Raw genomic sequence first — 15,863 nt, 5'->3', positions numbered from 1 at the left:
ATGAATAAACCACGCATTATTATCGGGCTAAGTGGATTAGCGGGGGCAGGCAAAGATACTGCTGCTGATTTTCTGGTGGCCCATCACGGTTTTACCAAAATGGCGTTTGGCGACGCATTGAAAGAAGAATTAGCGGAGGCATTTAATGTGCCTGTGGATTTTTTTAATAACCGTGATTCTAAAGAAACTGATTGTGAAGAGTTGGCACTAATTAATTGCCGCAATCAGAATTTTAATGACGTTCAAGCGCATTTGCTTAGACAACGGCCAGCCCTGGCTTTTGAATCCCGATCACCGCGCTGGATTATGCAGCAATGGGGCACAGAATACCGTCGCAAGTACTACAGCCAGGACTATTGGACCACACAATTAGCAAAGCGAATTGAATCAACAGTCGGCAATGTTGTTGTGACTGATGTGCGCTTTGATGATGAAGCTGATTTCATTAGCCGATTAGACGGCCATATCTGGCAAATTAATCGCCGCAATATTGCCCCTGTTAACTCACATTCCAGCGAGCGCGGAATAGCTCCCTATTTTATTGATCAGAATATCAATAATTACGGCGACATCCACAGTCTGCATATTATTTGTGAGCTGCATTTGCAATCAGCGATACAACATCAATCCCGCTGCTTGTGGGGCCACGCATGAACCGCGCCAGCCGCCGCCGCACTAAGCCACGCACCCCCACCATTCTTGAGGTGCGCAGCGCTTTCCTACTGATTGATCAAATGTTTGATGAGCTGCACAAGGGCGAAATCAGCGTTGTAAGCGTGGATGGTGCGCCGGAATACGCCGTTTTCCGCGATATCAACGACGACTTGCTGCCTGTGGCCCCGTCATTAGACGGCTGGATTGGCTGCTGGGAACGCTTGGGGCAAGACATGCATTTCTCTATCGACCAAGCCCCGCTGCGCAGATTACTTACCGTGCTGGATACCCCAGATGGGATTTTAAGCACTGAAGAGCTGGCCGCAGCCACCGCAGTAGTGAACGCCCAACGCCGTGTTTATCGCACGCTTGATGTTTATCAAATACGTGCAACGACTAACACAGAGCGCATCAAAATTGCTTTAGAGGCACAAGCAGCATGAAAAGCTATGACATCGCCACCGCCGCCGCGTTCTTAAATATCCACCCCACCACGCTCAGCGAGCTGGCCGCCAGCGGTGAATTAATCGCCGCAAAGATCGGCAGAGCTTACGTGTTTCTTGAGGATGATTTAGTCAGCTATGTGCGCAGTGTGGCTGCAAAACAAACTGCCGCCCGCCGCAAAAAAAAGGCCGAGCGTGAAGCGCTGGCGATGCCTGTAATACAAAACCCAGTGGGGCGAAAAAACAAACCCCGCCCTGATTTATCCGCTTACGCTTAAGAGCCCGCCATGCAAACACTAACTAGCCGTGAAGCACGCACCTTTACCCAAGAGATGAATATTCTATTTCTGGGCAAATCTAAAGCTACTCCAAACCAAATTGCACAGGATACCGCCATCAGCAAAAAGCGCATTGAATGGCAACAGCGCAAAGAGCTGCAGCAAATGACCCGCGAAGTGTGGGAATGCAGGGCGTAAAAATCTAAACACTTTCTAAACATTCTCTAAACAAAATCTAAACAGTTTCTAAACAACTTATAAACACTATGGCTGATTTACTTACGGATTTATCCAGTAAACCGCCCAGCAAAGCCGCAATGCTTAGAGCGGCTCTGCCAGAAATTGATGCTGCTCTCGCTGCTGGCTATACCCATTTACAAATACTGGCTGTACTTAACCAGCGCGGCTTTGGCCTTAGTTTTGAGGTTTACCAAACCACCCTTTTTAGAATCAGAAAGCAGCAAAAGAGGAACCCCCATGCGCCCACGGCCACAGCCCAGGCCAAGACAATTAAGGCCCAAGCATTACCCGCAGCAATTAGCAACCCGGCATTTGAATTCGACAAAACACCATCCGACAATTTATGGGAGTAAAGCAATGAGCATTCATTTTGTATTACAAGGCAAAGGCGGCGTTGGCAAAAGTTTTATTGCCGTATTACTCGCACAATATCTAAAAGAAACTATCGACCATTTATTCTGCGCAGATACTGATCCGGTTAATGATACTTTCAGTCGCTACAAATCAATTCCGGTGCAGCGGGTCAATGTATTAAATAGGGACTCTGAAATTGATTCACGGGTATTTGATAGCCTGATTGAACAGCTTATTGAGCATGATGGCGTAGCAGTGATTGATAACGGCGCATCCACATTCATCCCCCTTTCCGCCTATTTAGCAGAAAACGGCGTAATAGACATGCTCAAAGAAATGGGGAAAACGGTTTATATCCACACAGTATTAACCGGCGGCCAAGCAATGGACGACACCATGAATGGGCTGGTGGCATTGCTCAGAAACCAACCCGCGCAAATTGTAGTATGGGAAAACGAATACTTTGGCGAAGTCAGCAAAAATGGCAAGCGCTTTATCGATACCCAAATCTACGCAGAAAACAAAAATAGAATTAAAGGAATTATCAATATCAAGCAGCGGAATAAATCTACTTTTGGCAAAGATATTGAATTAATGGTCAGCAATAAACTGATCTTTAACGATTTAGCTAACAGTGGGCTATTTACGGCAATGCCTTTGCAGCGACTAGCAACCGTGCGCAGGGATATTTTTGAGCAGCTTGAAGCAGCGGGGTTATGAAATGAATCCATATCTTGAAGCATTGGAATTAGTAAAACAGCACTGGGGCACATCCGGCCAGACCGCACTGGCAAAGTGCATTTTGTCCTTATACAACCCTAACAACGCTTTTTCCATGGGCGAAATTCTCGCCCCGCTGGATGAACGCTATACCCGCGTTGTTTTAAACATCGTGCAGGAATACGCAAGGGTAGGCGAAACCGAAGCCCTGCGCGTTGCGGGCCGCTGGGTAGCAGATGAATTCCCGCAATTTATTGACCTAGCAATAGCCATGAGTGAGGCAAGAGCAGAATTGCGCTCCAAATGGGAACGCGAGAGGGAAGAAGAAAACAGGAGGCTGTATCCAAATGACTAAACCTCTTCATTCATGCGTAAAGGTTTCTCTATGATCCGCGACCAATTCATTATGGATCTGCACCATGAGCTGATTGTCGATAATTTTTCAGGTGGAGGGGGGGCATCAACGGGGATTGAGGATGGGCTAGGTCGCTGCGTCGATATCGCAATCAATCACGACCCAGAAGCGCTGGCGATGCACAGCATTAATCACCCACAAACTAAGCATTATTGCGAAAGCGTGTGGGACGTAAAACCACTTGAAGTCACCCAAGGCCGACCCGTTGGACTGGCGTGGTTTAGCCCAGACTGTAAGCATTTCAGCAAAGCCAAGGGCGGCGCACCGCGTGAGAAAAAGATCAGAGGATTGGCGTGGGTCGCTTTGCGCTGGGCAGCTCAAGTAAAGCCTCGCGTCATCATGCTGGAGAACGTCGAAGAGTTTAAAACCTGGGGTCCGCTTCTCGAAGACGGCACCCCCTGCCCAAAAAATAAAGGCAGGACATTCAATAGCTTTGTGAATGCGCTCAAACACCACGGCTACCATGTAGAACACCGCGAACTGCGTGCCTGCGATTACGGCGCACCAACCATCCGCAAGCGTTTATTCCTGATTGCCCGATGTGATGGTCAACCGATTGTCTGGCCAGCGCCAACACACGCAGCGCCGGATAGTCCAGGCGTTAAAGCAGGGATTCTAAAACCGTGGCTAACCGCCGCAGACTGCATAGATTGGTCATATGCATGCCCATCCATTTTTACACGCAAAAAGCCGCTAGCAGAAGCCACGCTGCGCAGAATTGCACGAGGCATTAAACGCTATGTTATTGAGGCCGCAAACCCATACATCGTGACGCTTGCCCACGGCGAAGGTAAACCAGGTAAAGCACAGCGCTGGGGAACAGGCGTGCGCGATATTAATCAACCACTCCCCACCGTCACATCCAGCGGCGGCTATGGAATAGTTAGCCCAGTCATTACTGAATGCGCAAATGCCTCTAGCCCTCGTGCATGGTCGGCAAATGAGCCGTTACGCACACAATGCGCAGAAGTGAAAGGCGGTCATTTCGCCCTAGCTGCGGCCACACTTATTAAGCACTACGGCGGCAACTACACCGGCGATGGCGTTGATTTAGCGGATCCACTACATACAGTGACGACGACAGATCATCACGCACTTTTAAGCGCAAATCTAATCACGTACTACGGCGAGAAAAAAGTGGGTGATTTTCGTGGCTCTAGCATTGACGCTCCAATTGCGACTCAAACCACTGAAAATCGTCATGCAGTCGTAACCAGTAATCTAATCAAGATGCGCGGCACAAACATTGGCAGCGCAACTGATGAGCCAATCCACACCATTAGCGCTCAAGGCACTCACCACGCCGAAGTACGGGCGTTTCTAGTCAAGTATTACGGCAATGAAAAAGACGGCGTACCCCTCACTGACCCAATGCACACAATTCCGTGTACAGATCGAATGGGCCTGGTGACGGTTAGTGGGCAAACGTATGCGATTGCAGATATCGGCATGCGAATGCTTGAGCCAAGCGAGCTATACCGCGCACAAGGCTTCCCGGCAACGTACAACTTTGCACCCGTCATCAACGGCAAGCCACTCACAAAGAAAGCCCAAGTGCGCATGGCCGGCAATTCAGTCTGCCCACCGCTGGCCGCTGCGCTTGTTAAAGCCAATCTGCCAGAGCTGGCCATCTGGCAGCCGAAAGAAAAACGGCAGCTGCTGGCTGCATAACCCAAGGAGCAATCCTTAATTGCAGCAGGTATTTACGAAGATAAGGCAAAAAAGGCTGAATATGAGCAGGCCATTGTCATCCATTGGGCCAGTGCATTATTTAATGAGCATGGCGAAAAATGGCTGGAAATCGCAGAAAAAAAACTGGCAGAATACAATGAAAAATTCAAAGCCAATAACCTAGTTAATCCAGTACTAATCCGTGAACAAGCTATTGCATGCAAAGTTATCGCTGACTCAGAGCTGGAGTCCGAAAATGAAGAGGACATGCGGCTAACTGTAAAGAAATGATTGATTGTTGAAACAACTTCCAAGCCCTGCTAAGCGGGGCTTTTTAATTACAAATAGAAAACTAAAAAATCCGTAAGGTTAGCATTTAAGATAGCAATCATTACAACTTATTGATTTATATATAAATGATTCGGCTTGCAAAGCCGTCTACGCCGGTTCGATTCCGGCCTCCGCCTCCATAAGCAAGACCGTTAAAGCCCTGATTATTCAGGGCTTTTTCTTTGCCTGGCGTTCCTAAAAAAAACACGCTTTTTCTGAAAGCCAGAATGGATGAGCAAGCTCCAGACGCGCACCAAGCCGTATGACCCCATTCAAATCCCACCTTAACAACTTGGCAGTTTATCTTTACCCCTCAATGCTTTTAATTGTGACCAAGATTCTTTCGAGCAAATTGCTGTTTTTTTAGCGGGCATGCACCACGCACTGTACGTCTCTATTTGTTTACTTCCCAGACACTTTTTAAACTCCTTCACTGCTAGATATTTAGGCGGCAAAGCCGCAAATGATTCCATTGCGCTCAAAGATAGCAACAATGCGCTAAGCAATAGCTTATTTAAACTCCATTTCATATCAACCCTCTCCTAGTTATATCACTTACTCAAAAAAACGATGACAAAGGCCTAATACCTAAGGCGCTTACACCTTACTAATGACCTGATTAGCCTCTTGCTCAATCTCATTATAAATATAGTATGGCGGGTGAAACCCGCGTATTTCTTCAGCATTGCTCGCGAGTTTCACCCGCCCTACGCATTCAAAAACCAAGCCCAACACCCAAGAAATCCATCTACACAGAGTCCATTAAGCAAGAGGCATAATCAGGACTAAAGATATGTGGGTCTGCACAACACTTGGGTAAATTAATCCTAATCCTATATGATAGGGTTTCTAGGCAGTAGTCCATAATTAAAATAAACGAGCAAAATAAATGACAATAGAATTGGAAATCATTGATATCCAACTAGGCAATGGCAAGGCAGCCGTTAAAGGCGCTTTGATCACCACCCAATACAATGGATTCCTTGAAGATGGCACAAAATTTGATTCCTCTTATGATAGGGGCTCGCCATTTCAGTGCGTCATCGGCACAGGCCGCGTCATTAAAGGCTGGGATCAGGGATTAATGGGAATGAAAGTAGGCGGAAAACGCAAACTTTTAGTCCCCGCCCACCTCGCCTACGGCGAAAGACAAATCGGCGAGCATATTAAGCCAAACTCCAATCTTGTCTTTGAAATTGAGCTATTAGAAGTACTGACTCGTGACGATTAATAACATTTTGCTAGGGCCAGCTAAAACATAGCAATAAATGCACCTAATCCGATCAATGAGCCGAATGGATTACTTAAGCTCAAAGGCAACAACAAAACCAATCATTACACGCTTGGTAGTTAGTGCAACAAGAAAATCAAAGCGCCTCTAAGATGCCCCCCACTATTAGCCAGCGGCACTCCAGCTTAATCCGCGGTATTTAAGTGCGTATAAGTATTGGGGTGAGGCTTATTTTCAAAATAGTGCATCGATCGAAACCCAAAGCCAATTAAAAACCCTCAAAGAAATTTGTAGCCGATATGAGTAGAGTTAAGATTTATCACCCAACACCCTAAAAAAATAAGCTAATTAATTCAATATACTAGAAGAAAAACAGCGTATTTCATTAGCAAGACCCGCTATTTTTATGGATAAAAGGGCTTGCAAAATATCTTAGGCTAGTTATAATGCGCACCTGTTCTGCAAACAGAGCAGCAAGTGTTTGTGGCCCGGGTGGTGAAATTGGTAGACACAAGGGACTTAAAATCCCTCGCTTATGGCGTATCGGTTCAAGTCCGATCCCGGGCACCACAGCAAAATATTAAACCCGCATCCTCACGGATTAGCGGGTTTTTTGTTTTTGCGCTTTGCCGCTAAACAACTTAATCTAATTCAACTTCAAATTAAGCACGCTCCACCACAGCCAAAGCTTCAATATCCCCCGCCATAATCTCGGCCAAATGCTGGCTTATGATTTCCACCGGCCAATCCCACCAAGCTATTTCTTCTAATCTGGCCACTTGATCTAGGGTAAAGCGATGCTTAATAAGCTTAGCTGGGTTACCACCAACAACGGTGTAGGCCGGAATATTACGGGTAACAACAGAGCGAGCAGAAATCACTGCCCCGTTGCCAATTTTAACCCCAGGCATAATCAATGCATCAAAGCCTATCCATACATCATTACCAATAATGGTATCACCTTTATATGGAAAATCAGTAAGTGGAGGGGCGTTCTTTTCCCAGCCATTGCCAAAGATTTGAAAGGGGTAGGTAGAGATGCCAGAAAGTTTGTGATTGGCACCGTTCATTATAAATTTTATGCCCTTTGCTAAGGCACAGAATTTACCAATGATTAATTTATCGCCAATAAAGGGATAGTGATAGAGCACATTGCGCTCAAAATTTTCTGAATCCTCTGGGTCATCGTAATAGCTATAGTCCCCAATTATGATATTGGGATTGGTTACCGTGTTTTTAATAAAGCAGACCTGAGAAAAGCCCTCCTTAGGATGAGGACTCTCTGGGTTTGGGCCGATGATCATCATGACTCCTTCTGCAGTTTTATTAACAAGATAGAGGGTGGCTACAATTTAGATTAAATTCAAGCGCATGTACTCTAAACGTATCAATAAAAAGTGATTAATTAAGGGGCATTTACTTGCCTCAGATAGTAATTAATACCCACGCAACAATTTACGCGCATTAGCGTATCCTAATAACATAATAAAAGAGGATAATTCAGATTAATTCTCTTTACTTTCAGGCACATGATGCAGTCCATCAGAAGTAAAATTACGCTATTAATCGCGTTATCTATGCTCTTTGCAACGATCAGTATCACCCTGATTACTTGCTTTAACATCCGCAATCACACCTACGCCGAAGCCGAACGAGAGATTGATTCGGTTGCCGCTGGGCAAACCACCTTTATCAGCAATTGGCTTGATGCCCGTAAACGCGTAATTAAATCTGCACTGCGCCATAGCGGCGAAGAAAATATCAGCCTTTATTTGCAACAGCTTGCCGATGCCGGTGGCTATAGCCTGATGTTTGAAGGCGATGGCACAAGCAAAACCATGCTGTATTCAGTGCCTGGCCAAAGCAAACCTCGTCCTGATTATGATCCAGCGGCTCGGCCTTGGTATATTCAGGCCAAATCAGCCAATGAAGTGATTGTTTCAGAGCCCTACCGTGATGCAGCCCTTAATGAATTAGTACTGACTTTGGCACAAAAAATAAGCGGCCAAGAAAAAGTGATCGGTGGCGATATCTTGATCGGCGATTTGGTAAAATCTACGCTAGCTATCAAGCTTTCCGGCAAGGGCCATGTATTTCTTATGACCAAGGAAGGCAAAATTATTGCCTATCCAAAGCCTGGCTTTGAGCTTAAGCCGATTAGCGACCTGATCCCTGGCTTAGAATCTAGCCAATTCACCGCTCTACAAAATAAATCCAGCATATTTAATATGGCGGGAGATGATTATATTGTGCAGCTTTCCCCGATTGCGGGCAGCGACTGGTTATTGGGCGTTGCACTAGATAAAGCCGAAATTGATGCGCCGCTCAATCATTTGATTATGATCATTATTGCGGCTGTGATTTTGGTCTTGATTGTTGTTATTGTGTTCTGCACCGCCTATTTACGTCGCTTATTGGCAGGCTTATTACAGATTCGCGATGCCATGCTGGATATATCCAAGGGCGAGGCTGACTTGACTCAGCGTATCCCTAGCACTGGCAACGATGAAGTGGCTGAAACGGCGCAAGCGTTTAACCAATTTATTGAACGCTTAAATATTTTATTCAAAGAATTACGCCGTGAGGCCATTGAGCTAACTGGTGGGGTAAGTGCAGTTAATCACTCTGTACTAAAACTTGCCGATGATTCACATACGCTGGCCGATATTTCTAGCTCTAATGCCGCAGCCATCGAAGAAGTAAGCGTCAGCATCTCGCATATTGCCGAAGCCGCACGCGAAACCGACAATCTAGTTAAAGACGCGGCCAAGGCTTCGCTGCATGGTAGCGAAAACGTGCTCAAAATCAGCACAGAAATGGAGCACACACGCCAATCTGTCAATGATTTATCTGGCCTACTGGCATCGCTAGAGCATCGTTCGCAGGATATTAGCAAGATCACCAATGTGATCCGCGAAATTGCCGACCAGACTAATCTGCTGGCGCTGAATGCCGCCATTGAAGCCGCACGGGCAGGTGAGCAAGGCCGAGGCTTTGCCGTGGTTGCCGATGAGGTGCGTAAGCTCGCTGAGCGCACGGGCAAGGCCACCATGGAGATCAGCCAGATGATTGGCGATATCCTTAATGAAACAGGCCTTGCTGTGAGCAATATGCAAACCACGGTAAAAGCCGTAGATGTAAGTAGCTCGCTTACCCAAACCGCTAGCGAGCACATGTTGTTGATTGGCCAATCGATGAAGCAAGTCACCGAAAGAATCGGTGAAATTGCGCTTTCTACTGGCGAGCAGCAAAATGCCACTACCGCCATGGCGCAAAGCACCGAATCAATTAATGGCCAAATTCTTGATTCTGATGCGGCACTGCAATCATCCATGAAAACGCTAAAAATGCTGGATGAATTAGCTAAAAATATGCAATCTACATTTAATCGTTTTAAGATTTAATTCATCGTATTTGCTCAAGCGTTACCCTTTTGGGTAGCGCTTTTTTTTAGCGATATTATGCCAAAGGAGTAAATACTGCGCTTCACGGATCATCGATTACATTATTTTAAACAGAAAGCAAGCGGCGTAAGGGAATCCCTAGTAGTAAGATATTCATTTAGCTTTTATCCTGCCCCCTAAATCACTCCGCTTTCAAAGCAGCTTTTTTTCAATAGAGATTGGCTGCGCATCACCATCAAACAATGCCATATAGATAAGCAAAGGAAATTCAATGCCGCAGGTAAAAAATCCACTCATTAGGCTATTGAATAGCACCAGTTTAGTCAGCCAAATATTAATTGGCTTAATTTTGGGCATTATGCTGGCGCTGTTTTTTCCTGAGGGCGCTAAATCAGCGGGTTTATTAGGTAGCTTATTTGTAAGCGCGTTAAAAGCTGTAGCGCCAATTTTGGTCTTTGTATTAGTAGCGGCATCCATTGCCAATCATAAGCCCAGCCAAAAATCGAATATGCGGCCAATTTTGGTTTTATATTTATTCGGCACCTTTGCCGCCGCTGTAGTGGCTGTGGCCGCTAGTTTTTTGTTTCCATCTACATTAATTCTGGTCAAACACGCCAGCGACATCACCCCACCTAGTGGCATTGTAGAAGTGCTGCGTAGCCTGCTGCTTAGCGTAGTAGATAATCCAGTCAAAGCACTGATGAATGCCAACTTTATCGGCATTTTAGCTTGGGCTGTGGCCCTGGGCGTTGCCATGCGCCACGCCAATGAAACCACTAAAACCGTGGTCAGCGATTTGTCTGGCGGCGTATCGGTGATTGTGGGCGTGGTGATTCGCTTTGCGCCGCTGGGGATTTTTGGCTTGGTGGCCTCCACCATTGCCGAAACAGGGATTGAATCGCTGCTGAACTACGGTCATCTTTTATTGGTGCTGATTGGCAGCATGCTGTTTGTGGCACTGGTGATGAACCCAGCAATTGTATTCTGGAAACTACGCCGCAATCCCTATCCACTGGTCTTTGCTTGCCTGCGTGAAAGCGGCGTAACCGCCTTTTTTACCCGTAGCTCTGCTGCCAATATCCCTGTGAATATGGCGCTATGCAAAAAGCTAGGCCTGCATGAAGACGATTACTCGGTATCGATTCCACTGGGTGCAACCATCAATATGGCGGGGGCAGCGATCACTATTTCGGTACTGACTTTAGCCGCAGTCAACACGCTTGGCATTCACGTTGATTTGCCAACAGCACTACTCTTAAGTGTTGTCTCTGCTATTTGTGCCTGCGGCGCTTCTGGCGTGGCGGGCGGCTCACTACTGCTGATTCCTATGGCGTGTAGCTTGTTTGGTATTTCTAATGATCTAGCCATGCAAGTAGTTGCCGTGGGCTTTATTATTGGCGTATTGCAAGATTCCGCCGAAACCGCCTTAAACTCATCAACCGATGTCTTGTTTACTGCGGCCGCCTGCCAAGCCACCAGCAATAAAGCACAAGATCAGCTGGCTTTTGCTGATCGCTAAGGCTGAGCCGCCCAATATCATTTTCAAAAGCGCAGAGCAATCTGCGCTTTTTTTCATCCCATTACTACAGCTCAGTTGGCCTCTGGTAAAAGTGACTTCCTTCTGACGCAACAAACTGCGAAAATCTATTGACCCATCAATCATTGACTAGTCTATTATGCAAACACCCAACACCGAGCGCACTTTCCGCCAATCCCTACTCGCCATGCTGGGTATTTGCTTTGTGATTATGATGGTGGCGTTGGATCAAACCATTGTCGCCACCGCACTACCTACCATCGTGGCCGAGCTGCATGGCTTTGAGCTTTACGCTTGGGTTTCTACCGCTTATTTACTGGCATCGGTGGTGACCATTCCCATCTTTGGCCGCTTAGGTGATTACTATGGCCGCCGGCCCTTTGTGGTGGTGGCCATCGTGACCTTTACCTTGGCATCCATACTCTGCGGCATGGCCAATAGCATGTTGCTACTGGTACTAGCCCGTGCTCTGCAGGGGATAGGTGGCGGCATGCTGGTCGGGACGGCGTTTGCCTGTATTCCCGATTTATTCCCCGATAGCAAAGTGCGCCTGCAATGGCAGGTGATGCTCAGTGCCGCCTTTGGGATTGCTAACGCGATTGGCCCAAGCATTGGCGGCTTGCTCACCCACTATGTAAGCTGGAGGGCCGTTTTCTTTGTGAATATCCCTGTTGGCCTATTAAGTGTGTTTTTTGTTAGCCGCTACCTGCCACGGATTAAGCCACAGCATAGCGATAAGATTCGGCTAGATTGGCTGGGTGCACTATTGATTACGCTATTTTTAGGTAGCTTGCAGCTATCTGTAGAATGGTTGCCAGCGCAAGGATTTAGCCTAGCGGTCATGGCTACGCTGATTATTTGCACCGTCACGGGCATATTAGCTTGGCGGCAAGAAGCAAATAACGAGCACGCCATGCTGCCCTTTGCGCTCTTTCGCGACCCTGCCTTGGCAGCGCTATTTAGGCTATCGCTGCTGATGGGCTTTACCATGTTTGCAATTTTGTCTTACGCACCCTTGCTATTACAAGGTGGCTTTCATCTATCTGCCAGCCAAGCGGGAATGCTGATTACCCCACTGGTGGTTTGCATTACCTTTGCCAGCATTATCAATGGCCGTGTAGTACCGCATTTACCAAGGCCTGAAGCGATGCTCTATGTAGGCTTTGGCCTGCTGCTGATTTGCGTGCTGGGCATGATGCTGATTAGCCCACACACCTCACATGTTTTAGTGATTGCTTTCATGGTGTCTGGCGGATTAGGGCTGGGATTTATCATGCCCAATCTCACTATTTTTGTGCAAGAAACCTGCCCACGTAAAGACCTAGGCATTAGCACCGCGCTACTACAATCCTTGCGGATGATTGGCGGTATGCTGAGCACCGCGCTGGTTGGCTCTATCCTGACTTGGCGTTACGGACATGAAATTAGCCAGCGCTTTGCCAACCAAACCGCCATCGCTAATTTAATGAAAGACCCGCAAGTTTTGGTGAACCCAGAGGCGCAGCACATGGCGATGACTCAAATCAACCAAATGGGCTTTGATGGCTTGGCGCTGATCGAGCAAGCCCGCGCCACACTCAGCCATGCCATTCAGAGCAGCCAATGGCTGGGCGTTGCCGCCATCTTATTTGCCTTCTGGTGCTTGCGCCGGATTCCCCGTATTCAGTTCAAATCAAAGGCCCAAGCATGACTGAGCATGAAGCTGAGCAACTCAAAGTATTACAACAGCTGGGGCGCAGCTATCGCACCATGCTGGGCGCATTTGAGCTATCGGTGGGGCATGGGCTAAGCCGTTGGCGCATTTTAAACCAGCTGCATAAAGAAACACTCTGCACACAAAAATTTTTGGTGCAGCAGCTCAGCATGGATCCAGGCGCTTTAACCCGCCAGCTTAAATCGATGGAAAAAGATTTACTCATTCATCGAGTCAGCGATAGCCAAGACAACCGCCTTAGCAATGTCACTCTTACCCCGCTTGGCCAAGCCGCCATCACCCAAGCCTTACCCAAACGCAGCGAGTTTTTAAACGTAATTTTGGCGGAGTTTAGTGATGAAGAACTGCAGGCGTTTCAAGGGATGCTGAATAAGCTGGAACGCGGCTGTGGGCAGATTGGCTTAAAAGGGTAAGCACAAGCCAAGAAAGTTTTATCATTCTGCTCCGCAGTGAGCAAGGCCCTTTACCTTGCTCACAATATGCGATTAACGCAGCGATTCAATCCGTTTTAGCGCAGCTTTCAGTGTCACACTTGGGCAGCCAAAATTTAGCCTTACAAACCCCGGCAGGCCAAAATCTCGCCCATCCGATAGGCCCACGCCCAGCTGTTCAAAAAACGGCAGCGGGTTGATGGGATCAAGCGCTCTTACGTCTATCCACGCCAAATAGGTGGCTTCTGGCAGGGTAATTTTTAGGCGATCTGATCCGGAAAACCAATCCAGTAAGATATCGCGATTTTGTCGCAGCGTGCTGATCAACTCGGCGTGCCATGCGCCATCATCACGATAGGCGGCTTCTGCGGCAGTAAAGGCCAGCAGGTTAACGGATGGCACAATCCCCGCCATTTGCTTACGAAAGTTAGCACGTAATGTTGGGTCTGGAATCACCGCCAGCGAGCAGCCCAACCCCGCGATATTCCATGTTTTAGATGGCGCAAGCAGGGTAATGGTTTGCGCAGCAAAGCTAGCATCCACCGCCGCCAAGGGCTGATGCTGCACGCCATCTGCCAGCAGTAAATCGCAATGGATTTCATCGGAACAAATAATCAACTGATGACGGCGGGCAATAGCAATCAGCTGAGTCAGCTCTGCTGTATTCCAAGCTCGGCCTACCGGATTATGCGGATGGCAAAGTAGTAAGAGTTTGGTTTTAGGCGTGATCGCTGCTTCTAAGGCGGCAAAATCCCATTGCCAGTGATTATCAATTTGCTGCAGCGGCACCGCCAATAAGCTGCGATTAGATAAACCTGGCGCACGTAAAAAGGGCGGGTAAATCGGCGTAGCGGTCAGCACCTCATCCCCAGCATTCCCAACCGTACGGCAAGCCAAATTCAAACCCTGCACCAGCCCCGGCAACCAGACAATCCAGCTGGCATCAATCTGCCAGCCATAATGCTGAGCCGCGTAGCCCTGCACCGCCTCAACCAAGCTATCAGGCGCATCGGTATAACCAAACACCCCATGCGCTACCCGCTGCTGCAGCGCAGTGATAATGGATTCCGGACTGGCAAAATCCATATCCGCCACCCACATCGGCAATACATCTTGGCCAGCGTATTTATTCCATTTTTCACTGGAAGTACCGCTACGATCAACGGGAGTCTGGAAATCCATGGTAAATCCTTTTACAAAATAGTAAGTAAAGGATAACGGTTTAAGAAGGCGCTTGATAGCTACAGATCAGCATGAAGAGCACAACTATGCTGCCAAGGCCTGTTCTAAATCAGCCAGCAAATCTTCAATGCCTTCAATCCCCACTGAAAGACGAATTAGATTATCGCTGATGCCTAATTTAAGGCGGCGCTCTGGCGGCACGGAGGCGTGAGTCATCCGCACCGGCTGGCTGATCAGGCTTTCTACCCCGCCTAGGCTTTCGGCTAAGGTAAACAGCTTGGTATGGGTCAGCACTTGATGCGCAGCGGCGTCATCGCCCTTCAGGTAAAACGACACCACACCGCCACCGCCAGACATTTGTTTTTTTGCCAGCGCGTATTGTGGGTGGCTTTCTAAATAGGGATATAAAACTCGCTCTACCCGTGGATGCTGCTCTAGCCACTGGGCAACAACCAATGCGTTTTGATTATGGCGCTGCATACGAATCGCTAAAGTCCGAATCCCACGCAGTGCTAAAAAGCTTTGAAATGGATCAAGCACCGCGCCGATAGCGTTTTGCAAAAAGCTTAATTGCTCCGCCAGCTCCGCGTTATCCCCTACCACCACGGCTCCGGCGATCACGTCAGAATGGCCGTTTAAATACTTGGTTGCCGAGTGCAGCACGATATCCACGCCATGCTCTAGCGGGCGCTGCAAAGCGGGCGAGGCAAAGGTGTTATCGGCCACGGTGAGCACACCTGCTTCACGAGCAATGGCCACAATGGCGCTTAAATCACTGAGGCGATTGAGCGGATTAGAAGGCGTTTCAATCCAGATCATTTTAGTTTCTGGCTTGATAGCCGCTTGCAGCGCTTCCAAATCGCCGGTTGGCACATAAGTCACCGTTAAGCCTGCGGTGCGCTGTTTTACTTTTTCAAATAAACGTCCACTGCCACCGTATAAATCATCCACGGCCACTAAGTGACTATTTACCGGCAACAACTCTAGTACCGTGGCAATGGCTGCCATGCCTGATGCAAATGCATAGCCACGCGTGCCGCCTTCTAAAGCGGCAATCGCCACCTCAAAAGCATCGCGCGTTGGATTGCTGGAGCGCGAATATTCATATTGATCCGGCTGGCCAGGGGATGGCTGGCGAAAAGTAGAAGAGGCATAAATCGGGGTATTAATCGCCCCGAGTGGATCACGGTGCAGGCCGCTGGTGACGGCGAGGGTTTCAAATGTGCTCATAAAATGGCTCCGAAGGCTAGGGTCTGTTG

General features: G+C 47.9%; 17 protein-coding genes and 1 tRNA gene. 14 read left to right on the top strand and 4 right to left on the bottom strand.

Annotated features, from left to right (window positions below; translation table 11 throughout):
- From R6242_RS14200 to R6242_RS14165, 8 genes are all read left to right on the top strand, one after another.
- Positions 1 to 654, top strand: a complete 654-nt coding sequence (locus R6242_RS14200; protein ID WP_318427884.1) for a hypothetical protein — start codon at positions 1 to 3, stop codon at positions 652 to 654.
- The gene (locus R6242_RS14195) at positions 651 to 1,097 is read left to right on the top strand and encodes a hypothetical protein (protein ID WP_318427880.1); all 447 of its coding nucleotides are present in this window, start codon (positions 651 to 653) and stop codon (positions 1,095 to 1,097) included. The genes R6242_RS14200 and R6242_RS14195 overlap by 4 nt, the downstream gene beginning before the upstream one ends.
- Complete coding sequence (locus R6242_RS14190) at positions 1,094 to 1,375, top strand: helix-turn-helix domain-containing protein (RefSeq protein ID WP_318427875.1); 282 nt, start codon at positions 1,094 to 1,096, stop codon at positions 1,373 to 1,375. The genes R6242_RS14195 and R6242_RS14190 overlap by 4 nt, the downstream gene beginning before the upstream one ends.
- Positions 1,376 to 1,384: 9 nt before the next feature.
- On the top strand, positions 1,385 to 1,573 hold the full coding sequence (locus R6242_RS14185) for a hypothetical protein (RefSeq protein ID WP_318427870.1): 189 nt from the start codon (positions 1,385 to 1,387) through the stop codon (positions 1,571 to 1,573).
- A 68-nt stretch (positions 1,574 to 1,641) separates the two neighbouring features.
- A complete protein-coding gene (locus R6242_RS14180; protein ID WP_318427866.1) occupies positions 1,642 to 1,968 on the top strand; it encodes a hypothetical protein in 327 nt (108 codons plus the stop codon).
- 4 nt (positions 1,969 to 1,972) lie between these two features.
- On the top strand, positions 1,973 to 2,689 hold the full coding sequence (locus tag R6242_RS14175) for a conjugal transfer protein TraL (RefSeq protein WP_318427857.1): 717 nt from the start codon (positions 1,973 to 1,975) through the stop codon (positions 2,687 to 2,689).
- Position 2,690: 1 nt separating this feature from the next.
- Positions 2,691 to 3,044: a hypothetical protein gene (locus R6242_RS14170; RefSeq protein ID WP_318427851.1), complete on the top strand. Its 354-nt coding sequence runs from the start codon at positions 2,691 to 2,693 to the stop codon at positions 3,042 to 3,044.
- A 30-nt stretch (positions 3,045 to 3,074) separates the two neighbouring features.
- The gene (locus R6242_RS14165; RefSeq protein ID WP_318427846.1) at positions 3,075 to 4,775 is read left to right on the top strand and encodes a DNA cytosine methyltransferase; all 1,701 of its coding nucleotides are present in this window, start codon (positions 3,075 to 3,077) and stop codon (positions 4,773 to 4,775) included.
- Between the two features lie 614 nt (positions 4,776 to 5,389).
- Here R6242_RS14165 and R6242_RS14160 read toward each other — a convergent pair.
- On the bottom strand, positions 5,390 to 5,635 hold the full coding sequence (locus tag R6242_RS14160) for a hypothetical protein (protein WP_318427842.1): 246 nt from the start codon (positions 5,633 to 5,635) through the stop codon (positions 5,390 to 5,392).
- Between the two features lie 359 nt (positions 5,636 to 5,994).
- On the opposite strand from R6242_RS14160, the gene R6242_RS14155 reads away from it, so the two are divergent.
- Together R6242_RS14155 and R6242_RS14150 are read left to right on the top strand one after the other, a co-directional pair.
- Positions 5,995 to 6,336 carry an FKBP-type peptidyl-prolyl cis-trans isomerase gene (locus tag R6242_RS14155; protein WP_293932840.1) on the top strand — a complete coding sequence of 114 codons (342 nt, stop codon included), beginning with the start codon at positions 5,995 to 5,997 and terminating at the stop codon, positions 6,334 to 6,336.
- Positions 6,337 to 6,822: 486 nt separating this feature from the next.
- Positions 6,823 to 6,906, top strand: a tRNA-Leu gene (locus R6242_RS14150).
- 92 nt (positions 6,907 to 6,998) lie between these two features.
- Here the strand turns inward: R6242_RS14150 and R6242_RS14145 are convergent.
- Entirely contained in the window at positions 6,999 to 7,640 is a 642-nt protein-coding gene (locus tag R6242_RS14145) for a Vat family streptogramin A O-acetyltransferase (protein WP_412100222.1), read from the bottom strand.
- Between the two features lie 273 nt (positions 7,641 to 7,913).
- Here R6242_RS14145 and R6242_RS14140 point away from each other — a divergent pair, with 273 nt between their 5' ends.
- The 4 genes from R6242_RS14140 (at position 7,914) to R6242_RS14125 (ending at position 13,404) form a co-directional block, all read left to right on the top strand.
- Positions 7,914 to 9,740, top strand: coding sequence for a methyl-accepting chemotaxis protein (locus R6242_RS14140; RefSeq protein ID WP_318427836.1), 1,827 nt, complete (start codon positions 7,914 to 7,916; stop codon positions 9,738 to 9,740).
- A gap of 271 nt (positions 9,741 to 10,011) precedes the next feature.
- Complete coding sequence (gene sstT, locus R6242_RS14135; protein WP_318427834.1) at positions 10,012 to 11,259, top strand: serine/threonine transporter SstT; 1,248 nt, start codon at positions 10,012 to 10,014, stop codon at positions 11,257 to 11,259.
- Positions 11,260 to 11,416: 157 nt separating this feature from the next.
- Complete coding sequence (locus R6242_RS14130; RefSeq protein WP_318427832.1) at positions 11,417 to 12,967, top strand: MFS transporter; 1,551 nt, start codon at positions 11,417 to 11,419, stop codon at positions 12,965 to 12,967.
- Positions 12,964 to 13,404, top strand: a complete 441-nt coding sequence (locus tag R6242_RS14125) for a MarR family transcriptional regulator (RefSeq protein WP_318427830.1) — start codon at positions 12,964 to 12,966, stop codon at positions 13,402 to 13,404. The genes R6242_RS14130 and R6242_RS14125 overlap by 4 nt, the downstream gene beginning before the upstream one ends.
- 72 nt (positions 13,405 to 13,476) lie before the next feature.
- Here the strand turns inward: R6242_RS14125 and R6242_RS14120 are convergent, their stop codons facing one another.
- Together R6242_RS14120 and R6242_RS14115 are read right to left on the bottom strand one after the other, a co-directional pair.
- The gene (locus R6242_RS14120) at positions 13,477 to 14,604 is read right to left on the bottom strand and encodes a PatB family C-S lyase (RefSeq protein ID WP_318427828.1); all 1,128 of its coding nucleotides are present in this window, start codon (positions 14,602 to 14,604) and stop codon (positions 13,477 to 13,479) included.
- Between the two features lie 84 nt (positions 14,605 to 14,688).
- Positions 14,689 to 15,834, bottom strand: coding sequence for a PLP-dependent aspartate aminotransferase family protein (locus R6242_RS14115; RefSeq protein WP_318427826.1), 1,146 nt, complete (start codon positions 15,832 to 15,834; stop codon positions 14,689 to 14,691).
- Between the last annotated feature and the right edge of the window lie 29 nt (positions 15,835 to 15,863).

The organism is Iodobacter sp. CM08 (assembly GCF_033446605.1).
Lineage (GTDB): Bacteria > Pseudomonadota > Gammaproteobacteria > Burkholderiales > Chitinibacteraceae > Iodobacter.
Note: the sequence above shows the minus strand (reverse complement) of the source record. Positions and strands in the feature narration are given on the sequence as shown.